The sequence below is a fragment of the Thiohalophilus sp. genome (assembly GCF_034521165.1).
In the GTDB taxonomy this organism is placed as follows: Bacteria; Pseudomonadota; Gammaproteobacteria; order UBA6429; family Thiohalophilaceae; genus Thiohalophilus.
Window position 1 is genome coordinate 1 of record NZ_JAXHMV010000014.1, and the last position, 21,804, is coordinate 21,804.

At 57.3% G+C, this 21,804-nt stretch carries 18 protein-coding genes and 3 pseudogenes; 12 read left to right on the forward strand and 9 right to left on the reverse strand.

The window, feature by feature from the left end; translation table 11 throughout:
* The 4 genes from U5K34_RS13215 to U5K34_RS13230 all read right to left on the reverse strand — a co-directional run.
* The coding region (locus U5K34_RS13215) for a type II toxin-antitoxin system HicB family antitoxin (RefSeq protein WP_322568868.1) at positions 1-194 on the reverse strand (194 nt) is incomplete at its 3' end.
* A 241-nt stretch (positions 195-435) separates the two neighbouring features.
* On the reverse strand, positions 436-705 hold the full coding sequence (locus tag U5K34_RS13220) for a thioredoxin family protein (RefSeq protein ID WP_322568869.1): 270 nt from the start codon (positions 703-705) through the stop codon (positions 436-438).
* On the reverse strand, positions 702-1,067 hold the full coding sequence (locus tag U5K34_RS13225; protein ID WP_322568870.1) for a hypothetical protein: 366 nt from the start codon (positions 1,065-1,067) through the stop codon (positions 702-704). The genes U5K34_RS13220 and U5K34_RS13225 overlap by 4 nt, the downstream gene beginning before the upstream one ends.
* Positions 1,064-1,483, reverse strand: a complete 420-nt coding sequence (locus U5K34_RS13230) for a heavy metal-responsive transcriptional regulator (protein ID WP_322568871.1) — start codon at positions 1,481-1,483, stop codon at positions 1,064-1,066. Before U5K34_RS13230 ends, U5K34_RS13225 begins: the two co-directional genes overlap by 4 nt.
* Positions 1,484-1,843: 360 nt before the next feature.
* Between U5K34_RS13230 and U5K34_RS13235 the strand changes: the two genes are divergently transcribed.
* The gene (locus tag U5K34_RS13235; protein WP_322568872.1) at positions 1,844-3,022 is read left to right on the forward strand and encodes a ketose-bisphosphate aldolase; all 1,179 of its coding nucleotides are present in this window, start codon (positions 1,844-1,846) and stop codon (positions 3,020-3,022) included.
* A gap of 108 nt (positions 3,023-3,130) precedes the next feature.
* Positions 3,131-3,343 (forward strand): hypothetical protein, encoded by a 213-nt coding sequence (locus U5K34_RS13240; RefSeq protein ID WP_322568873.1) that lies wholly within the window; start codon positions 3,131-3,133, stop codon positions 3,341-3,343.
* Between the two features lie 351 nt (positions 3,344-3,694).
* Here U5K34_RS13240 and U5K34_RS13245 read toward each other — a convergent pair whose 3' ends face one another.
* Positions 3,695-4,003: a HigA family addiction module antitoxin gene (locus U5K34_RS13245; RefSeq protein ID WP_322568874.1), complete on the reverse strand. Its 309-nt coding sequence runs from the start codon at positions 4,001-4,003 to the stop codon at positions 3,695-3,697.
* Between the two features lie 412 nt (positions 4,004-4,415).
* On the opposite strand from U5K34_RS13245, the gene U5K34_RS13250 reads away from it, so the two are divergent.
* From U5K34_RS13250 to U5K34_RS13260, 3 genes are all read left to right on the forward strand, one after another.
* Positions 4,416-4,748 carry a helix-turn-helix domain-containing protein gene (locus tag U5K34_RS13250; protein ID WP_322568875.1) on the forward strand — a complete coding sequence of 111 codons (333 nt, stop codon included), beginning with the start codon at positions 4,416-4,418 and terminating at the stop codon, positions 4,746-4,748.
* A gap of 243 nt (positions 4,749-4,991) precedes the next feature.
* A complete protein-coding gene (locus tag U5K34_RS13255; RefSeq protein ID WP_322568876.1) occupies positions 4,992-6,062 on the forward strand; it encodes an XRE family transcriptional regulator in 1,071 nt (356 codons plus the stop codon).
* The gene (locus U5K34_RS13260; RefSeq protein ID WP_322568877.1) at positions 6,037-6,528 is read left to right on the forward strand and encodes a DUF3368 domain-containing protein; all 492 of its coding nucleotides are present in this window, start codon (positions 6,037-6,039) and stop codon (positions 6,526-6,528) included. Before U5K34_RS13255 ends, U5K34_RS13260 begins: the two co-directional genes overlap by 26 nt.
* 421 nt (positions 6,529-6,949) lie before the next feature.
* On the opposite strand, the gene U5K34_RS13265 is transcribed toward U5K34_RS13260, so the two are convergent.
* The 4 genes from U5K34_RS13265 to U5K34_RS13280 all read right to left on the reverse strand — a co-directional run bounded on the left by U5K34_RS13265 (position 6,950) and on the right by U5K34_RS13280 (position 13,082).
* The gene (locus tag U5K34_RS13265) at positions 6,950-10,084 is read right to left on the reverse strand and encodes a CusA/CzcA family heavy metal efflux RND transporter (protein ID WP_322568878.1); all 3,135 of its coding nucleotides are present in this window, start codon (positions 10,082-10,084) and stop codon (positions 6,950-6,952) included.
* Positions 10,085-10,096: 12 nt separating this feature from the next.
* On the reverse strand, positions 10,097-11,371 hold the full coding sequence (locus tag U5K34_RS13270) for an efflux RND transporter periplasmic adaptor subunit (protein ID WP_322568879.1): 1,275 nt from the start codon (positions 11,369-11,371) through the stop codon (positions 10,097-10,099).
* On the reverse strand, positions 11,368-12,630 hold the full coding sequence (locus tag U5K34_RS13275) for a TolC family protein (protein ID WP_322568880.1): 1,263 nt from the start codon (positions 12,628-12,630) through the stop codon (positions 11,368-11,370). Before U5K34_RS13275 ends, U5K34_RS13270 begins: the two co-directional genes overlap by 4 nt.
* Positions 12,631-12,755: 125 nt before the next feature.
* The gene (locus tag U5K34_RS13280; protein ID WP_322568881.1) at positions 12,756-13,082 is read right to left on the reverse strand and encodes a hypothetical protein; all 327 of its coding nucleotides are present in this window, start codon (positions 13,080-13,082) and stop codon (positions 12,756-12,758) included.
* Positions 13,083-13,596: 514 nt separating this feature from the next.
* Between U5K34_RS13280 and U5K34_RS13285 the strand changes: the two genes are divergently transcribed.
* The 7 genes and pseudogenes from U5K34_RS13285 to U5K34_RS13330 all read left to right on the forward strand — a co-directional run bounded on the left by U5K34_RS13285 (position 13,597) and on the right by U5K34_RS13330 (position 21,772).
* A complete protein-coding gene (locus U5K34_RS13285) occupies positions 13,597-13,911 on the forward strand; it encodes a hypothetical protein (RefSeq protein WP_322568882.1) in 315 nt (104 codons plus the stop codon).
* Between the two features lie 350 nt (positions 13,912-14,261).
* A complete protein-coding gene (locus tag U5K34_RS13290) occupies positions 14,262-15,230 on the forward strand; it encodes an IS30 family transposase (RefSeq protein ID WP_322566922.1) in 969 nt (322 codons plus the stop codon).
* A gap of 82 nt (positions 15,231-15,312) precedes the next feature.
* Positions 15,313-17,282 (forward strand): annotated as a pseudogene (locus tag U5K34_RS16215) (type I restriction-modification system subunit M).
* Positions 17,283-17,809: 527 nt separating this feature from the next.
* Positions 17,810-17,999: pseudogene (locus U5K34_RS16220) on the forward strand (restriction endonuclease subunit S); the annotation flags it as partial.
* A gap of 31 nt (positions 18,000-18,030) precedes the next feature.
* Positions 18,031-18,192, forward strand: a complete 162-nt coding sequence (locus U5K34_RS13310; protein WP_322568885.1) for a hypothetical protein — start codon at positions 18,031-18,033, stop codon at positions 18,190-18,192.
* A 110-nt stretch (positions 18,193-18,302) separates the two neighbouring features.
* Complete coding sequence (locus U5K34_RS13315; RefSeq protein ID WP_322568886.1) at positions 18,303-18,605, forward strand: hypothetical protein; 303 nt, start codon at positions 18,303-18,305, stop codon at positions 18,603-18,605.
* A 4-nt stretch (positions 18,606-18,609) separates the two neighbouring features.
* Positions 18,610-21,772 (forward strand): annotated as a pseudogene (locus U5K34_RS13330) (type I restriction endonuclease subunit R).
* Positions 21,773-21,804 lie beyond the last annotated feature (32 nt).

Genomic DNA, 21,804 nt, shown 5'->3' on the forward strand with positions numbered 1-21,804 from the left:
CCGGTGGCTTTGAGGTTGGTCTGTTCCTGGCGCTCTGTCCGGGCTTCCAGCAGTTTTTTGGCGACATCGCGGGCGATCTCGAGGGTCTCCGTGACGGTACGCCCCTGGGCTACCAGCCCCGGAATATCCTCTGAGGTCGCCAGATAAACACCTTCCGGCTGATATTCGATGTGTAGATTGACAATCTGTTCCATAATATGCATCCCGCGCTCAAACATTCACCCCGGCCGGTGCCGGACCCGCCAGGACTCATTCTGTCACTATTGGCTCGACGGTCTCGGATCTATAAAGCAACTATAAGCGCTGCGTTAAAATAAGACAAACTGCACAGAAGCCATGTCCGGCGCGGGTTCAGCAATCCCTCACCAGCCGCAGGCCGGATAGCTTGCCCCAAAATGTATTTTTACCGTCAGCAAGCTGGGTGACAGATTTCTGTCAGGCCAGCGGCTGACCAATTCCGGCGGCTTTCAGTGACGCTTCGTCCACGCCGCGATCCCGGCAACAGGACACCAGCTCGCCGTTGACCGCGACGGCCGGCACGGAACGCACGCCCAGGGATTGGGCCCGCGCCGCAGTGTCACTGTCGTTCATATCCAGCACGCTGATCTCGCAGGATGAGCAGGCCAGTTGATTGACCAGATTGATGGTGTCCCGGCATACGGGGCAGCCGGCACTGAATATTTCGATGTGGCGTTTCTCGCTCATGATTCATCTCCTGTATTGTTCCGTTTCCATCCATCGGAAGACGACGCTGATTTCTTGCCCCGGGTACGCAGCGCATGAACGATATCGTTCCGGACCGGCACGCCCCGGTGACCTGCTTCGTTGTCGGCATAGAGCCGACAGCAAAGATCATCGCCTGTCATACCGGCACCGCTGACATCTTCGCCATCCACCAGGATGGTGGGGGAGCCGTAGCCGTGTACGTGCGCCGGGGCGGCGGGATCGTGGATCTCCCATTCCCGCCAGCGCGGGGTTAGTCCGGCCTCGGCGAACGCGCGCAGCAACTGCTCGCGGGCCGCGGCGATGTTCGGGCAGGTTTTCTCATACACCAGTTCGACACTCATCCGCTTTCCTCCTGCTCGTCCAGTTCCAGCTCCTCGAGAATCGGGCAATCACTCAACGATCCAGAGCCGCTGCATTGTTGCGCCATGCGACTCAGGGCATCGCGGATCCGTTCCAGCTCTTTGATCTTTCGCTCAACCTGATCGATCTTGTGCGTCGCGCGGGCCTTGATGTCGGCACAGGAGGTCGTCCGATCCTGACGCAGCGCCAGCAGTTCGCCGATATCGCCGAGGGTGAACCCTACCTGCTTGGCGTGCTGGATAAACCGCACCCGTTTTATCGAATCGGGCGGATATTGCCGGTAACCGTTCCTGCGACGTTGCGGGGCGGCCAACAATCCTCGCTTTTCATAAAACCGCAGGGCTTCCACCGTTACGCCCGCCGCCTGGGCCAGCTGGCCGATACTCAGAGTATCCATGATTCGACCTCCTTGAGTTGCCTGACAAATTTACACCCTGAAGTATACTTCAGGGTCAAGGGTGAAATGGGCAAGGGCAAGTAATCAGTTTGGTGTTGGATGGGAATTGGCCGATTGCTCATCGGGTTTTAACTTTAGCCAGCAATCAGCCCACGGATGCTCAGGATAGTTATGAGCGAGAGTTGATTTGGCGGAAAATTTATCTAAGACAACACGCAGTAGAGATGGGTTGCCCTAATGACTATCTATATAATCCATAAATAAAACCAATGGATAATTTCACAATCATTTATTTTTACTGATTAACATTTCAGGGCAAACTAGCAATCCCTCTGGTCCGACGAATTCAGGAGTTGTCCGATGCCACTGGTCAACATGCGCGACATGCTGCAACACGCCCATCGCGAACAATACGCCATTGCCGCCTTCGATCTGGTCAGTCTCGATTTTCTGCACGGGATTCTCAACGCCGCCGAGGCCTGCGAGGCGCCGGTGATCCTGAGCCTGGCCGAGTCGCATTTCGATTACTTTGATTTTCCGACGATCATGCCGGCAGTGGTGTCGGCCGCGCGCCGCGCCAATGTCCCGGTGGCGATTCACCTGGATCATGGCGCCACTTACGAGAGCGCGGTGCAGGGCATCAACCTGGGCTGCACCGGGGTGATGGTCGACGCCTCCACCCAGCCCTTTGAAGGTAACGTGGACTACACCCGCCGGATCGTCGAGATGGCCCACAACTGCGGCGTGCCGGTGGAAGGCGAGCTGGGCTACGTGGCCGGAGTGGAAGGCGAGGACGCCGAGCGCCATCCCGGCGAAGTCCGCTATACCGAAGTCGGCGAGGCCAAAGAGTACGTCGAGCGCACCGGGGTGGATTTTCTGGCCGTGTCCATCGGCACCGTGCACGGGCGCATGAAAGGCGAGCCCAACCTGGATATCGAACGCCTCGGCGCCATTAACGCCGCGCTGGGCATTCCGCTGGTGATCCACGGCGGCACGGGATTAACGGACCAACAGTTCCAGGACCTGATCGCCAACGGCGTCACCAAGATCAACTACTACACCGCGCTGGCCGACGCCGCCGGCCAGCAGATCCGGGCCAACGCCGAAGCCGATAGCGGTTGCGGCTACACTGGCCTGGTCAAAGGCGTCATCGGCGCCATCCAGAGTGAATGCGAGAAACGCATCCGCCAGTGGGGCAGTGCAGGCAGAGCCGCCGCCATCCTGGCCGAAGCGGAACCGTGGCAAGAGGTCGAACACGTCATCGTCTACAACACCGAGGGCACCACGCCCGAGAAGGTGGACGAGCTGATGCAGATCGGCCGCGAGACCCTGAGCACCATCCCCGGCGTGCGCCGCGTCTTCACCGGCAACGCCCTGCAGGAGGAGGCCAGCTACCAGCACTGCTGGGTCATCCGCTTCGCCCACCGCGACGTGGTCGCCAGCTACAAAACCCACCCCGACCACGTCGCCTACGCCGACACCCACTTCCGCCCGGTCGCCGGGGATCGGATCAGCATCGATTACGAGGATGCGGATTAAGTAATACAAATAGAAACAACAAGATATAAGTAATATTTAAAGTACTTTATATGTCATGATGCGAGCCTGCCGCGCTTATTCAACAGGTGCTAATATCAGGCCAGAATCATGATTTGGGGAACAGCAGCGATGGCAGGCAAATTTTCCAAAGATGGGCTTCCCGCAACCGGATTGAAGGTCAATCCCGGTCGAGTCGCCGATGGCGACAAACCCGCAGAAGAGCAAGCCTTCATGCGAGCCGTACTGGCCGGATTGACTGATCTGGCTGCCGGTCGCGAATATTCTCTCGAGGAGGTCGAATCCCGGTTGGGTATAAAATAGGCCGTAGAACCGTCTCCATCCCTGCCCGAAGGGCCTGTGGGAGCGTCCCACGGGCGCGATTCTCTCTATGTGCTGGATCCGCTCCGCTTGATCCGGCCTACCGGTTAAACCCGGGTAGGGTGGAACAAGCCGCAGGCGGATCCACCTTCCTCGACCCTCGTCACTCGACCCTGTGCTGTGCCCGCAGGGCACTTGTAGGAGGGCATTGACGTACATGGATGTACTAATGTCACGGAAGGCATGGATGCCGTGAGCGACCCTTGCGCAACAGGAAAAGTGGCAAACCGGTCGCCGCTGAAAGCGCCTCCCACAAATCCCCCTGGTCTTCCGACTGCTATCTCCCAACTATCTTTATCTTTCTGCCGCACGCCCTTTGACCGCTTTGCGGATCTCATGGCCGCGCTCGAGCTCGGTTTTCTTCAGGTCATAGGCCTGTTGCAGGTTCATCCAGACCTCGGGGCTGGTACCGAAGTAACGGGCCAGGCGCAGGGCCGTATCGGCGGTAATCGCCCGTTCTCCGCGCAGGATGGCGGCAATCCGGTTATGAGGCACATCAATGGCCTCGGCGAGTGCCCGCGCCGAGAGGCCAAGTTCGTCCATATCCTCGCGCAGGAACTCGCCCGGATGAACCGGCGGTAATTTATTCGTCGGCGTAACCATCAAACTCTAACCTGTCAGTGGTAATCGCCCTGTCCCTGAAGCTCAGTATCATGGGCAAATACTAGAAGGTGGTACGTGTGACGTCAAGCATCCCGGCATAGAAATTAAAATGAAGCAACTCGCTTATTTCAGGATAAGGCTACATCTTGAAATAGCTTATAAGCTTTTGAATGATAAGAATAATTACGCTGATTTCAGGCGTAGAGGAGGTAAATCTCGCTGCCAAGTTTCTCCTGTGCGAGTGTCCCACGGGCGCGACTCTCTCTGCTGAGTCCGTGCCGCTGGTTCCAGCTCTTCATTGACGACTGCCATCTGCCAACTATCACTCCTCGACCCTTTTGATATAGCCCGAGACATCATCAAACCTTGTATCTGTACGCAATTTGCGTACACTCGTTTTATGACACAAGCGATGACCAAAAAACGCAAACTGTTTGACGAATTGATGGAGGGTGTCGATGCCATGCGCCAGGCGCGTGAAGGCAAGATCACCTTGCGTTCCCATGAAGTCGATGACTTACCACCCCTGGAAATCGCCGCCGCGACCATTCGCGAAACACGCGAAAAACTGAACGTGTCGCGTGCCGTGTTCGCCCGCCATTTGCGTGTGTCGACCCGAACCCTGGAAAACTGGGAGCAGGGCCGGGCCAAACCGAATGCCCAGGCCGCGGCACTGATCCTGATGGTGCGAAGATACCCGGACACCCTCGAAAAACTGCATTCATTGCACAACGACGCCGCCTAGAGCGCCGGATCCGCGAAGTTTATGCCCCACAGGGCGCATATCCGGCGCTTTTTCTCTGCCGACTGCCATCTGCCAACTATCTTTGTACGTACCTGCCCGAAGTGCCGGGCTGATTCCCTGCTCTCGTCGATCCTTATGAAATAGCCATAAATGCTCAAAACCACCTTGACCAGGATATTAGCTTACCGCTAAAGTTTACAAATTATACATTTACCATCTATTTCGTAAACCGGAGTCAGGGACATGATAGGAGAACGGATTCAGCAGGCGCGCAAGGCTGCCGGTCTGTCGCAGCGCGCCCTGGCCGAGCAGGCCGGGGTTTCGGCGATGGCTATCTCCAAGTATGAAAACAATCAATCGGTTCCATCCTCGCCAATATTGCTGGCGCTGGCCAAAGCACTGGGGGTACGGACCGAGTACTTTTTCCGACAGGTCGAGGCACAGTTGTGCGAGGTGGAGTACCGTAAACACGCCAAATTACCGAAGAAAATACTCACCAAAATCGAATGCGATGTCCTGGAACAGGTCGAGCGCTATTTAGAGCTGGAAAATATCCTGCCGGTCAGCCCGGTCGTTGAGTTCGAGCTGCCGAAACAGGACCTGCTGGCTGACATTAATGAACCGGATCAAATCGAGATCCTGGCCAACCAGTTACGCAATGCCTGGGAGCTGGGGAAAAATCCGATTCTGGATCTAACCGGTACCCTGGAAGAGCGGGGCATCAAAGTGTTTCAGACCCATGCCTTTCATGACGGTAAGTTCGATGGTTTGGCCTGCAAGGTCAATGATGCGCCGATCATTGTTGTCGGTGCACAGTGGCCCGGGGATCGGCAACGCTTTACCCTGGCCCATGAGCTGGGTCACCAGGTATTGGAAAACCGGCTCAACCAGGAACTGGATATCGAAAAAGCTGCCAACCGATTTGCCGGCGCATTCTTAGTGCCGGCCTCGGAGGTGGAAAAAGAATTGGGTCAGCGGCGTACCCGCTTCGAGCCCCGCGAACTGTGTGTGCTGAAAAAGGCTTACGGGTTGAGCATGCAAGGATGGCTGCACCGGGCCCGGGATCTGGGTATTATCAATCAGGCCGCCCATCAGAGTATGATCAAGCTGTTTCGCAAGTTCGGCTGGCACCGGCAGGAACCCTGCGCCGACTACCCCCGGGAAGAACCGCAGGTCTTCACCCAGTTGATTTTTCATGCTCTGGCCGAGGAGCTTATCAGCGAATCGAAGGCTGCCGAACTGATGGGTAAGTCAATCATGGAATTTCGTACCATAAGGAAGGTGGACCATGTCGAGGCTGCTGCTCATCAGTGATGCCAACATCCTGATCGACATGCAGGTCGGCGGCCTGGTCGATGCGATGTTCACCCTGCCTTACGAGTACGCCACACCGGCACTGTTATACGAACAGGAACTGATGGAGTACTATCCGGATTTGCCAGGCAGGGGCCTGCGGTGTCTGGAACTGGAAATCGAGAGTATTCAACGCATGCAGAGTCTGGCAGTGAAATACGCGGGCGTGAGCAGCAATGACCTGGCCGCCCTCGCTCTCGCGGAACAGGTTGCCGCGCCATTGCTGACCGGCGATGGGAAATTGCGCAAGGTCTGTCTCGAAGAAAATGTACCGGTCCATGGTACGGTCTGGTTGGTGGAGCAAATACTACAACAGGGGCACATTGCCGTTACCAGAGCCGAATCCGCCTACCAGCGGATGGAAGCGGACGGCAGTCGCCTGCCCTGGGATGAGGTGGCAAGGCAACTGAAGAAATTTAAAAACTGATCAATGAGTTGAAATTGATCTTATTCAATTTCCTCGTCCTGCCGCAAGGCCTGTAGGAGCGCCCCGCGGGCGCGATTTTCACTTGATCCGGCACCTCTCTGCCGACTGCCATCTGCCATCTACCAACTTTCCCTTTGCCCCGCGGGCGCGATTTCGAATAAGCCGGATCCGCTCCGCTTGATCCGGCCTACCGGGTTATAAAAGTAGGGTGGATCAAGCCGCAGGCGGATCCACCTTCCTCGGGCCTGTAGGAGCGCCCCACGGGCGCGATTCTTTCTATGCTGATTTTATCTGCCGACTGCCATCTGCCATCTACCAACTTTCCCTTTGCCCCACGGGCGCGGTTCTTTCTATGCGCCGGATCCGCTCCGCTTGATCCGGCCTACCGATTAACTGCCGACTGCCATCTGCTAACTGCCTACTATGTTCTGGCATAAGCCAGCCGATACAGCACGGGCAGCACCACCAGGGTCAGCAAGGTGGAGGAGACGATCCCGCCGATCACCACGGTGGCCAGCGGGCGTTGCACCTCGGCGCCGATGCCGACGTTGAAGGCCATGGGGACAAAGCCCAGGCTGGCGACCAGCGCGGTCATCATCACCGGGCGCAGGCGCCGCATGGCGCCGTCGAAAATGGCCTGATCCAGCGCAGTGCCCTCGTTGCGCAGCTGCCTGATATAAGACAGCATCACCACGCCATTGAGCACCGCGATCCCCGACAGCGCAATAAACCCGACCGCCGCGGAAATGGACAGCGGCATGCCGCGCAGGGCCAGCGCCGCGATGCCGCCGGTCAGGGCCAGCGGCACGGCGGTGAACACCAGGCCCGCATCGCGGGCCGAGTCGAAGGCCATGAACAGCAGGCCGAAGATCAGCAACAGGGTCAACGGCACAACCACGGACAAGCGCTGCGCGGCGGCGATCAGCTGTTCAAACGTCCCGCCGTAATCGATCCAGTAACCGGCGGGCAGATCGACCTGCTGGCGCACGGCCGCGCTGACCGCCTCGACAAAGCTGCCCAGATCCCGATCCCGCACGTTGGCGGTGACAAAGATGCGCCGCTTGCCGTTCTCGCGGCTGATCTGGCTGGGCCCGGTTTTAAAATCGATCGTCGCCACTTCACCCAGCGGGATACTTTCCTCCGCACGGTGACCCACGCCCAGCATGTCGGCATCACCGGCCACTTCGCGCTGCGGGTCGTCCGGCAGGCGGATCGGCAGTCGCGCCAGGGCATCGAGATCGGTACGCAGATCTTCGGGCAGGCGCACCACCAGATCGAAACGGCGATCGCCCTGATAGATCTGCCCGACGCTGCTGCCGCCGGTAGCGGTCTGCAGCACCTCCTGGACCGAGGCCACATCCAGCCCATACAACGCCAGCCGCTCGCGATCCGGGGTGACCGTTAATAATGGCAACCCGGTGGTCTGCTCGGTGCGCACATCGGCGGCCCCGGGCACGCCGCGCACGGTGGTCTCGATCTGTTCGGCCAGTTCCACCAGCGTATCGAGATCATCACCGTAAATCTTGACCGCCAGATCGGCGCGCACGCCCGAGATCAATTCATTGAAGCGCATCTGGATCGGCTGGGTGAACTCGTACTTGTTGCCGGGCAGATCGGTCACCGCCGCTTCCAGTTCGCGGACCAGTTGCGGCTTGGGCTTGCGCGGATCGGGCCACTGCTCGCGTGGCTTCATGATAATGAAGGTATCGGCCACGTTGGGCGGCATGGGATCGGTGGCCACCTCCGGGGTGCCGATCTTGCTGAACACATGCTTGACCTCGGCGAACTCACGCAGCTTTGCCTCGACCAGCTTTTGCATCTCGATCGATTGCGACAGGCTGGTACCGGGAATGCGCAGGGCATGCATGGCGATATCGCCTTCGTCCAGGTCGGGCACAAACTCGCTGCCCATGCGCGTGGCCTGCAGCGCGGCCAGCCCCACCAGCGCAATCGCCAGGGCGACGACGGTCAACTTGTTCGCCAGCGCCAGTTTCAGCACCGGTTGATAAGCGCGACGCAGGCCGCGCATCACCCGGTTCTCGTCTTCGTTGATCGGCCCGCGCACAAACACCGCCACCGCGGCCGGCACCGCGGTCAACGACAGGATCAACGCCGCGAACAGGGCGGTGACCACGGTAAACGCCATGGGCTCGAACATCTTGCCTTCCACCCCGCTGAGGGCAAAGATCGGCACGTAAACGATCATGATGATCGTCACCCCGAACACGCTGGGTCGGATCACTTCCGTGGTCGCCTCCTGCACCACGCGCAGGCGCTGTTTGAGATCCGGCAGGCCGCCGTGCATGCGCTGGAATTCGCCCAGCCGTCGCAGGCAGTTCTCGACAATGATCACCGCGCCATCGACGATCAGGCCAAAGTCCAGCGCGCCCAGGCTCATCAGGTTGCCGGATACGCGCGAGCTGACCATGCCACTGATGGTCATCAGCATGGCCAGCGGAATCACCGCCGCCGTGATCAACGCGGCCCGCCAGTTGCCCAGCAACAGGAACAGCACCACGATCACCAGCAGCGCGCCCTCGGCGAGGTTCTTTTGCACGGTGGCGATGGTCTTGTCCACCAGGCTGGTGCGATCGTAGACCGGGGTCAGTTCCACGCCGTCGGGCAGGGAGGGTTTGATTTGCTCGATGCGCTGCGCGGCGGCATGCGCCACTGCGCGACTGTTCTCGCCCATCAACATGAACACCGTGCCCAGGACCACCTCCTTGCCGTTCTGGGTCGCGGCGCCGGTGCGCAAGGCGTTACCGAGTTTTACATCGGCGACAGTGCCCAGCGAGATCGGCACCCCGTCGCGCCGGGCCACGGTAATCTCGCGGATCTCGTCCAGGCTGGCCAGCTGGCCCGGGGAGCGGATGGTGTACTGCGCCCCGAAGCGTTCGATATACCCGGCGCCGGTGTTGCGGTTGTTGCGGGCCAGGGCGCGCATCACATCCTGCAGGCTGAGATCGTGGGCCAGCAGTTTGTCGGGGTAGGGCAGCACATGAAACTGCTTGCTGTAACCGCCGATGGTGTTGACTTCCACCACGCCGGGGGTCTGGCGCAACTGCGGGCGCACGATCCAGTCCTGCACCGTGCGCAGTTCCATGGGTGAATAGTTCTCGCCGCCGACCGTGTACATAAAGATCTCGCCCAGACCGGTCGCAATCGGCCCCATGGCCGGTTCGATCCCGGCGGGCAGTTTCGATTTGACCTGGGAGAGGCGTTCATTCACCAGTTGCCGGGCGCGATAAATATCCGTGCCTTCCTTGAACGCCACCGTCACCTGCGACAGGCCGTAGCGGGAGAGCGAGCGGGTATAGTCGAGCCCGGGCAGGCCGGCCATGGCGGTCTCCACCGGGAAGGTGATGCGCTGTTCGGACTCCAGCGGGGAATAGCCGGGCGCATCGGTATTGATCTGCACCTGGATGTTGGTGATATCCGGCACCGCATCGATGGGCAGGCGCTGGTAGTTATAGATCCCCAGCGCCGCGATCAGCAGAACGGCGATCAGCACCAGCCAGCGATGCGCGAGCGAAAAGGCGATAATTCGGTTCAACATGATGACAGGCCCTCAATGCGCATGACTGGCGCCGGACTTTTCGATGTCCGCCTTGATCAGATAGCTGTTTTGCGTGACATACGACGTACCCGGTTCCAGACCGCCAAGCACCTCGACCCATTGCGCATCCCGCCGGCCCAGCTCCAGCATGCGCACCTCGTAGGTGTCATCGAATTTGGCAAACACCACCTGAAAATCACGAAAGCGCTGAATGGCCGAGTGGCGCACCGCCAGCGGCACCGTCACCTGTTCGACCACCACATCCCCATGTACGAACTGGCCGGGTCTTAACTTTCCGTCGGGATTGTCCAGCCGGATCCGCGCGCGCACGCTCTGGCTGGCGTGCTCGGCCAGCGGCGAGATCCAGTCGATCACCCCCTCGCGTCGGTAACCCGCCAGATTGGCGACATGGACGTTCTGACCGACCTCGACCTGTTGGCTGTCCGCGCCGAACACATCCAGCTCCACCCAGACCTGCGACAGATCGGCGATCACAAACAGCACCGTCTCGCCGGTGGCCTGACCGATCTGCAGGTTGCGTTTGACGATCACCCCGTCGATGGGCGCCTTGAGCGCGTAGTTTTGCAGACTCTCGTTGCTCTGGATCACGGCCAGGGTCTCGCCCTGTTGAACCCGCTCACCCAGATCGCGATGAATGGCTTGCACCACACCGGGGAAGCGGGCCCGCAGTTGTGACAGCCGATCGGGATCGATCCGCACCCGACCATGCAGCCTGACCACCCGCTCCAGGGTTTGCGGCCCGGCCGTTTCCGTGCCGATACCGGACAGCTCGGCCATGGCCCGGGGTATCGTGGTTCGCCCTTCATGATTGTCAAATTCCCAGTGGTAGTCATTGTCCTGATAAGTGGCTTCGACCGTCACATCGAACGAGTGCGGCTCGACGATGGTTTGCCGGCCGCGCAGATAATCCTCGAACGGTTCAAAGGTAATGCGATCCTGACGTCCACCCAGACGATCGAGCGTGATAATCAGATCCACCGCGTCGGGATCCACCGGCTCACCGTCGGCATAGGCATACACGTGGTATTCCGGCGGCACGCCCTGCTCGAACAGGGTTAATTCCAGCGCAAAGTTGTCCTGCTGTAGCAGGCGTCCGCCCCGCGGGCCGCGCGCGACTTCCTCGTGATCCGCTTCTTCGCCATGGGCCGGTGTCTCACCGGAAACCGTTGACCCGGGCTTATCAAAAAACATCACCAGCAACACAGCCAGCACCAGCAGGGCAATAACGGCGATCGCGATCGCCGGGGATTTTCTTGGCAAACTCATTGTGAAACTCCTGTCTGTACCGCCGTGCCGGTGAGCCGTTCGATCTCGACCCGGGCGCGATGATAGGTTGCCGCCGTCGCGATCTTTTGCAGCTGTCCGTCAATCAGCGACTGCTGGGCATCGTTCAGTTCGAGCAGCGAATAGCGGCCGTTTTCATAGCCCCGCCGATAGTCCCGCAGCGCCCGTTGCGCGTCGGGAATGATCCGCTGCTGCAGGCGTTGCATGGCCTGATAGGCGTAGCGCATCTCCTGGTAGGCCTCGTGCAGCGCCGCGATCAGCTCAAGGCGTTGTTGCTGCGCTGCGTAGGGTTGTTGTTGCTGAAGCTGTCGCGCTTCCTCGATATAGGGTTGCGCGCGGGAGGCACTGCCCAGCGGCAGGCTGAAGGAAAAGAGCAGGGCGGTATCATCGGTCTGGCGCTGATGACGCACACCGCCGCGCATTTCCAGATCCAGTGAACGGCGCGATTGCGCCAGGCGGTATCGGGCCTCCGCCAGCCGTTGCCGGGTGGCAAACTGGACGATATGCGGGTTGTCCTGCAGGCGGGCCTTGAGTGTTTCGAATGATTCAGGCGGCTGCAGATCGTATAGCGCGCCCGTGAGCTTGCCAAACGCCGCCGTCGAATCCCCCCACATGCCGGCCAGTTGCAGCCGGGCGATGTCCCGGTCCTTGCGCAGGCGTTGCAGTTGCAGCGCACTGCGCTCCAGCGCGATATTTGCCCGATAACGTTCGGCAGTCGGCGAACGTCCGGCATCGACCCGCCTGACGACCGATTGCAGGGTTTGCTCGCGGATCTGCCGCGTCTCTTCGATCAGGGCGATGCGATGTTGCAGGGTCAACGCGCGCAGATAACGCCGCGAGGCCTCGGCGACGATATCCAGTTGTTGTGCCGATTGCTGATCGCGCAACACGCCCGAGCGTAACTGCGCCACCTCCGCGCGTCGTTCGGGTTTGTTCCCCAGCTCCAGCACCTTGCCCAGGCTCAGGGTCGACTCGAGTCGATCGCTACTGCTGTAAACACCGGAACCGACCACATTTTCCAGTTGCAGGCCGACCCGCCACGGCGAGGTTTGTTGTTGCTGTTCAACGCGGCGGCCTGCCGCCTCAACGGCATAGTCCATGGCCTTGAGTTGCGGGTTATCCTGCAACACACGGCTCAACGCCGCGGGCAAGCTCAGATCTTTCATGTCGCCCACCCGGGGCTCGGCCAGTCCACTCGTGTGCAGGCACACGACACCGGCCAGTATCAAAATCCATCGCATGGGGGTTCCCACTCAAAGATGATCGTCAGGCGCGGGCCGTGAAAACGGCCCGCCGTACGCTTCGCGCGCAAATTAACCGCGCGGATCGCGCCAACGACGGTATCGCCCGGATACCGTCAGCAAGATCAGATCAGAGAGCGGGGCGGTTGGGTCGGGGGCGGATCCCGGTGGGAAAGGAACTGTTTGATGCCGGTGCGGATCTGGCTGTGCGTCATAACCGGCTGCGGCAGGGTATAGGCGGTCACCACCACCCCCAGATAATGCGCCGTGGCATGGCAATCGTGATCGTTACACAACTGATGGGAATCATCCCCCGCCGACCCGGCTGCCGCCAAGTGCTCACAGGCAGCGGAGCTCAGCGCGGCCAGCTCGCCGCCAATCGACGCCGACGCCGTGTACGCCTGGGACAGCAGAACAATACCCAGCAGCAGATAGTGTAAGAATTTGCGCATGACCGCCGCACTCTAGCAGCCGCCCGCAGCCGGGTCAAAACCCCAACCCAACCCGCCCCGTACTCGCGCTGTCCTTATCAAGGATGTGGTATCGCATTAATGCATTAAAAACAACAAGATATTATTAATATTTAATGTTAATTATGCACTGTGGGAGCGCCCCACGGGCGCGATTTTCACTTGATCTGGCTTTTCTGCCGACTGCCATCTGCCAACTGCCAGACTTTCTACTTTTCGTCCCTGCCAAAGTCTGCCCGGCGCAGCTACACTTAGGCTGAATCTGTACTGATACTATTAATAATGTCTCTGGGTTAGGCTAGAGAGTTAGCGATCAGCCACTCTTCCGGCCTGGTCTGACGATCCTGTGGATTATCGTAAAAAACCAGGGTGAGAGTGCGACCGCTGTTAAGTTTAGAGAAATTTGTGCCTTGACGCCGGATTTCCATTTTGTAGTTTATGGAATTTATATACTTTTTAAATCAGGCGCAAATACCTGGTTCTGTGCTGGTAAATAATGAAGGAAATCAAATTACCAATTTCACAGTCTTATTCTCTGACGGTTGATCTCAATAAACTTGATGCAGAGCAAGCCGAAGATGTCGATGGAATGAAGCAGGTTTACCTCGGCAATATCGCAAGTCCGGAGAAGGCCCAAGAAATTGAAATGGCCGGATTAAATGGCGGCAAGGTGTTATACGCCACCACTTCAATTGAAAAACTAATTGAACGATTGTTGGTATTGTATTTTCTCGGTCCATTCCAGGCGCATGATGACAGGCGAGCACTTTTTCAAACGATGTCATTCAGTCAGTCTTGGTTCGGGCTTTAGTTTTAAAAAAGTTGATCAAAAAGATTGTTGACCAACATGAACTGATAAAAGGGAAGCAGAAAAACAAAATACAGGGATATCTAGCAAACATAATGAAATGGCGAAATGCCTTTGCGCATGGCGATATACAATACAACGAGCCAAAAGGCTGCTTTATTAAATATTTATTCTTCTGGGCGCAGAAAAAATTCATTTAACTGACGAATTCTGGGATGGGCTTGAAAAGACTTTTGTAGAATGTGAAAAACTCGTGAATTCAATTTGTAAGTGCAACTCAACCGGTTTGGTGAGAGGGCAAGCTGCGGTAGCCTATGCAGCTTCTCTCACCGACCAAAGTTTGAGGAGCACACATGAAGCAATACGCGCAGCTTACCCAGGAACAACGATACCAAATTCAGGCCTATATGAAAGCCGGTTTTAATCAAACTCAGACCGCGAATTTCATCGGCGTCGATAAATCGACCGTCAGCCGTGAAGTACGTCGCAACCGCGGGCGCCGGGGCTACCGTGCCCAACAGGCCCACCGTTTCTGCCTTGAGCGCCGTGCGGACAAAGCTCAGTCTCGTATCGAATCCGCTACCTGGCATCACGTCCGTCGACTCCTGCGCGAGGACTGGAGCCCTGAACAGATCGGTCTCTGGCTGGCCAAGGAAGCCGGTCTGTCAGTCAGTCATGAGTCCATTTACCTGTATGTCCTCGCCGATAAACAGGCTGGCGGCTCACTCTATCGGCACCTGCGTTGCCAGAAGCAACGTAAAAAGCGCTATGGCACCTATTCACGCCGGGGCCAGATCCCGAATCAAATCTCTATCGACCAACGTCCGGCGGTGGTCGACTCACGTCATCGTTACGGCGACTGGGAGCTGGATACGGTCATCGGTAAAAACCACCGCCAGGCCCTGGTGACACTGGTTGAACGCAAATCCAAACTGACACTCATTGCCAAGGTCGCCCGGAAAACGGCTGAAGCTGTCAGCGAGGCCATCATCCGATTGCTCAAGCCACTGGCGCCCTGGGTGCATACCCTCACCGCCGACAACGGCCGTGAATTTGCTCAGCATCAAAAAATTGCCAGAGCACTCAATGCCAAGTTTTACTTTGCGCATCCCTTTGCTTCCTGGGAGCGCGGCCTGAATGAAAACACCAATGGACTCATTCGCCAGTATTTCCCCAAGAAGCATGATTTTACGACCATCACTCAACGACAAATTCAACGCGTGATGGAGAAACTCAACAACCGTCCCCGAAAATGTCTTGGTATCAAAACACCGAATCAGGTATTTTTCGGGATACACCCTGATGTTGCACTAGCAACTTGAAACCGCGATTCTAAAAGAACTCGATTCAAGTATTTTTGATTTATATTCTGAATAAGAAAAAACTAAACATGGTGAAGACTTCATAATGGGCGAAAATTTCTCTTCAACAGCGGCATTCATTTGGTCCGTCGCAGATCTGTCTACGCGGTGATTTCAAGCAATCCCAATACGGTCGAGTAATCCTTCCGTTCACGTTGTTGCGCCGCCTGGAGTGCGTGCTGGCGCCGCGCAAGCAGAAGGTGCTGGATAAATACGAGGAGCTGAAGGATTCGGATCTGCCGAACGACCAGTTCCTGAAAAAGGCCGCCAAGCTGCCTTTCTACAACACCTCGCCCATGGACCTGGCCAGCCTGGGCGAAAACCAGATTCTGGATAATCTGGATAATTACATCCGCAGCTTCAGCCCGGAGACGGCGGAGATCTTCGAGCATTTTAACTTCCACACCTTCCTGGAGCGGCTGGACGAGGCGAATCTGCTCTATCTGGTGGTGCAGAAGTTCGCGGCCATGGACCTTAGCCCCAGGGCTCACAGCAACTACAACATGGGCCTGATCTTCGAGGAGCTGATCCGCCGCTTCGCGGAATCCTCCAATGAGACCGCCGGGGAGCATTTCACCCCGCGCGACATCGTGCACCTGACCACCGCGCTGCTGTTCACCGACGCAGGAGAATGCGGCCCCGGCAAGATCGTAACCCTCTACGACCCCACCGCCGGGACCGGCGGCTTCCTCTCCGAGGGGGAGGAGTACATCACCTCCATCTCCGAGAAGGCCAAGGTCCGGGTCTTCGGCCAGGAGCTCAACCCCGAGTCCTACGCCATCTGCAAGGCGGACATGCTCATCAAAGAGCATGATATTGAATACATAAGACTGGGTAATACGCTGTCAGACGATCAGCTAAACGACCGGAACTTCGACTACATGCTCTCCAATCCGCCCTTCGGTGTGGACTGGAAGAAGGTGGAAAAGCAGGTCAAGGACGAACACAAGCACAAAGGCTTTGCCGGGCGCTTCGGCCCCGGCCTGCCTCGGGTCTCCGACGGCTCGCTGCTGTTCCTGCTGCATCTCATCAGCAAGATGCGGGACAAAAAGGAAGGTGGAGCGCGCATCGGCATCATCCTCAACGGCTCACCGCTTTTCACCGGCGGGGCGGGCTAGCGGCGAATCGGAGATCCGCCGCTATATTCTGGAGCACGACCTGCTGGAGGCCATCGTGGCCCTGCCCACGGACATGTTCTATAACACCGGCATCGCCACCTACATCTGGATCCTCTCCAACAACAAGGCGGACAACCGCAAGAACAAGGTCCAGCTCATCAACGCCGGCGACTACGCCACCAAGATGCGCAAGTCCCTGGGCTCCAAGCGCAACTACCTCACTGAAGAGTCCATCGATGAGATTGTGCGGGTCTACGGCAAATTCCGCAAAAGCAAAATCTGCAGAATCTTCAAGACCAGGGACTTCGGCTACCGCCGCATCAGCGTCGAGCGGCCCTTGCAGTTGGCCTTCTACCCCAAGGACGAGGAACGCCTCGCCGCCCTGCAAGCGGACAAGGGCTGGGCCAAACTGGACGAAACCACTCGGCAGACTATCCTCAAGAGCCTGAGTCGATTCAAAGAAGACAAGCTGCTCTCGAGCACCCAGTTCAATAAACAACTCAAAGCCGAGATGGGCGAGGTCAAATTACCCACGCCCGCGCAAAAACTGCTGCAAAAACACCTGGCCGAGCACGATGAAGACGCCGAGCTCTGCAAGACGAAAGGCAAGGTGGAGGCCGACTCCGCTCTGCGCGACTACGAAAACGTGCCGTTGTCCGAATCCATCAAGGACTACTTTGAGCGCGAAGTGAAACCCCACGTTCCGCAAGCCTGGATCAACGGAGACAAGAAGGATGAAAAGGACGGCAAGGTCGGCATCAGTCGGTTATGAGATCCCCTTTAACCGCCATTTTTACGAATACGTGCCGCCCCGGCCATTGGAAGAGATTGACGCCGATCTGGACAAGGTCAGCGAGGAGATACTGGATATCTGTTGGCTGAGGTGCATGCCTGATGGGGAAGTATCAGTTTTATTCTGATATGAAAGATTCTGGAGTGGAATGGCTCGGCAATATTCCATCCGGTTGGGATTCAATGCCGATAGCCGCTCTATTGGAAGAACGGACCGAAAAAAACACCGGAGAAAAGACGGACACTGTTCTCTCCGTAATGCGTGATATTGGCGTAATTCTGTATGATGACAAGGGCGATGTGGGCAACAAGAAGTCAGAGGATATTGAGCGCTATAAAATAGTCAGGCCCGGTGACCTTGTCGTAAATAGCATGAACGTCATTATTGGCTCTGTTGGCGTTTCCAAATACTACGGAGCATTAAGCCCAGTCTATTATGTATTGAAGCCAAGGAAACATGCTGCGATTCATAAGGATTTTGTTGGCTATGCATTTCGTATAAAGACCTTTCAGCGCTGGTTAAAGCGTCTGGGTTATGGGATCTTGGACCACCGTATGCGTATTCCTATGGATAATCTAAAGAGGGAATACCTACCTGTACCCCCATATGATGTTCAGAAAAGATCGCACGATTTCCTCGACCACGAAACCGCCAAAATCGGATCATCTGATCGCCAGGCAGGAGCGGCTGATCAAACTGCTCAAGGAAAAGCGCCAGGCGGTGATCTCCCATGCCGTCACCAAGGGCCTCAACCCCGACGCTCGGATCAAGGACTCCGGCGTGGAGTGGTTGGGTGAAGTGCCAGCGCATTGGAAGGTGGGTAGAGTAAAGCGTGTTTTTTCGAACCTGGATGATCAACGCATTACCAGTAGAGTTGCTGAAGAACGTGGAAATCGGTATGAGGGAATATCCTTATTATGGTGCCTCAGGCATTATTGATACGATTGACGATTATTTGTTTGACGAAGATTTAGTGCTTGTGGGAGAAGATGAGCGCACAACTTGGTTTTGAGGTCTACTCCACTTGCTTTCGTTGCGCGTGCGTTGATGTTGGGTTAATAACCACGCGCATTACTTAAACCAATAGATGATTCAGTTGATTACTGGGCGAAAGTCGTAGACTTGGTTGACGTTACCCCATTAGTAGTTGGTGCTGCCCAACCAAAATTGACAGCTTCGGCATTAGCAAGTCTGATAATTGTATATTCCCCAGATTATGAAGAGAGGAAAGCTATACAAGAATATATTTGCGAAAAAGAAAATGAGTTTAGGCACTTGATGAACAAAGCTGTGTACGCTATTGAGTTGTTAAAAGAACATCGCACCGCCCTTATCACCGAAGCCGTCACCGGCAAGATCGACGTTCGCGACTGGCAGAAACCCAAACAACAATCACAACAAACGGCGAAGACCGCCACGGGATAGGATTATGGACAAGGCCAGGGAATCCATCTTTCAACGCGCCATCGCCGACTATCTGACCGGCCATGGCTGGGTGGAGGGATCCCCCGATCGTTACGACCGAAGCCTGGCGCTGTATCCCGAAGATCTCATCGGCTATATCCGCCAGACCCAGCCGGAGGTGATCGAGCGGCTGACCAAGTTCTACCACGATCAGACCGAGGCCATGTTGCTCAAGCGCGCCGCCGAGCAGATGGACAAGCACGGCGCGCTGCATGTGCTACGCCACGGCTTCAAGGATCGCGGCGCGCGGGTGCGGCAGTGTCAGTTCCGCCCCGATCACGGCCTGAACCCCGAAACTCTGGCCCGTTACGAGGCCAATACCTTGCGGGTGGTGAGCGAGGTCTCCTACTCGCCCCATGCGCGCGAGGGTTACAACCCGCGCCTGGATCTGGTGCTGTTCGTCAACGGCGTGCCGGTAGCCACGCTGGAGCTCGAATCGAATTCAAGCAGTCGGTCGAGAACGCCAAACGCCAGTACCGCAAAGACCGCCCGCCAAAAGATCCCAAAACCCGCAAGGCCGAGCCGCTGCTGACCTTCAAGCAACGGGCGCTGGTCCACTTCGCCGTCAGCCAGGAAGAGGTGTGGATGACCACCCGCCTGGCGGGAAACGAGACCTACTTTTTGCCATTTAATAAAGGGTACGAGGGCGGGGCGGGCAATCCACCCAATCCAGATGGCTATGCCACGGATTATCTGTGGAAGGACGTCTTCGCGCGCGAGGCTTGGCTGGACATTCTCGGACGCTTTATCCATCTTCAACGGGAAGAGAAATACACTTTAGAAGGCAAGCGCGAGATCAAGGAGACCATGATCTTCCCCCGCAACCATCAGTGGGACGTGGTCAACCAACTGGTCAACACCGCCCGCGTGGAAGGGCCGGGGCACCATTATCTGATCCAGCACAGCGCCGGCTCGGGCAAGTCCAACTCCATCGCCTGGAGCGCACATCGGCTCGCCTCGCTGCACGATGCGCAGGACAAGCGGTGTTCGATTCGGTGATCGTGGTGACCGATCGCACCGTGCTCGATGCCCAGCTTCAGGAGACCATCTACCAGTTCGAACACGCCGAAGGGGTGGTGCGGCGCATCACCCGCGAGGAGGGCGAGGGCAGCAAGTCCGAACAGTTGGCCGAGGCGCTGGAGTCGAACACGCGGATCATCATCGTCACCATCCAGACCTTTCCCTTCGTGCTGGAGCAGATCCAGCAGCGCACCAGCCTCAAGGGCCGCACCTTCGCGGTGATCGCCGACGAGGCCCACTCCTCCCAGACCGGCGCCACCGCCCGCAAGCTGCGCGAGGTGTTGATGGCCGAGGAGTTGCCGGAGGATCAGGAGATCAGCGCCGAGGACGTGATCGACGCCACCCTGGCGGCCCGCCGCCAGTCAGAGAACATCAGCTACCTGGCTTTCACCGCCACCCCCAAGGCCAAGACGCATGCGAACTCTTCGGCCGGCCGACCGGATCCCACTCGGCCACGCTCCGACGACAACCTGCCCGAGGCGTTCCACGTCTACACCATGCAGCAGGCCATCGAGGAAGGCTTCATCCTGGATGTGCTCAAGCGCTACACCACCTATTCCATGGCCTTCAAGCTGGAGCAGAAGCAGGGCGTGCCGGACGAGGAGGTAGATCGGGGCAATGGTGCCAGCCGCGTCTTCCGTTGGGTCAAGCTGCACCCCTACAACATCGAGCAGAAGGTGCAGGTGATCGTCGAACATTTCCGCCAGCATGTGGGCACCTGCTTGAACGGCCAGGCCAAGGCGATGGTGGTGACCGATTCGCGCCAGTCGGCGGTGCGCTACAAGCTGGCCCTGGACAAATACGTGCGCGAACAGGAATACACTGATGTGCACGCCCTGGTCGCCTTCTCGGGCGAGGTAGTGGACCCGGAGAGCGGTCCTAACCCTTTCAACGAACGTAACATGAACCCGGGGCTGCACGGCCGTGACCTGCGCGACGCCTTCGATACCGAGGAATACCAGGTAATGATCGTCGCCTTCAAATTCCAGACCGGCTTCGACCAACCCAAGCTCTGCGCCATGTACGTGGACAAGAAGCTCAGCGGCGTCGACTGCGTGCAGACCCTGTCCCGCCTGAACCGGACCTATCCCGGCAAGGACGAGCCGTTCGTACTCGATTTCGTCAACAAGCCGGAGGAAGTGCTTGAAGCGTTCCAGCCCTACTATCGCACGGCGGAACTGGAAGACATTTCTGATCCGAACCTGGTCTACGACCTGCAACACAAACTGGACGAAGAGCGCATCTACACCTGGGAAGAGGTCGAAGCCTTCGCCGATGCCTTCTTCGACCCGAAAAAGAAACAGGACAAATTAAGCTACTTCACCCGTCCCGCGGTAGACCGCTTCCGTGATCGCTATAAGGAAACCGTTGAGGTCATCAAAACCGCCGAACGCGAGGAGCGGGAAGTTGAAAAAAACGGCAACGACGTACAATTACAAAACGCCCGCAACGAATTAAAACGCGCCGGGGAAGACAAGGACGCCCTGGATCTGTTCAAGAAGAACCTGGGCAGTTTCGTGCGGTTTTACGAATTCATCTCGCAAATCATCGACCTCGACGACCCGGAACTGGAAAAGCTCAACGTCTTCGCCCGCAACCTGCGGCCATTACTTCGCGATGACAGGCCGGACGACGACATCGATCTCTCTGGAGTCGAGCTAACCCACTATCGATTGAAAAAACAGCGTGAATACGAGCTAAAACTCGGCGAGGAAGAAGGCGAATATAAAATCAGACCAACTGACTCGATTGGTAGCGGTAGGCCCCACGACCCGGAAAAAGAAGCCCTGTCAGAGATTATCGCCCGCCTGAACGAAATGTTTGCCGAAGAACACCTATCAGACAACGACCGCATCAACTTTTTTAACACCATCAAGGATAAAGTGCAGGAAAATAACAACGTGGTTGATCAGATAGAAAGCAACACACAGGAACAGGTTATGCTGGGAGATTTCCCCGAGGCTCTTCGTGATGCGCTAATGGATAGCGTCGGAAACCACAACGGGATAGCCAAACAACTACTGCGTGACAATGGTCTATGGCAGGAGTTTGCACTATTTATGCTTTCTGAAATATACAAAGAGAGAGTGAATGCAGAGCAGCGATAAATTAATGTTATCGCGATACAATCGTTTAAGAC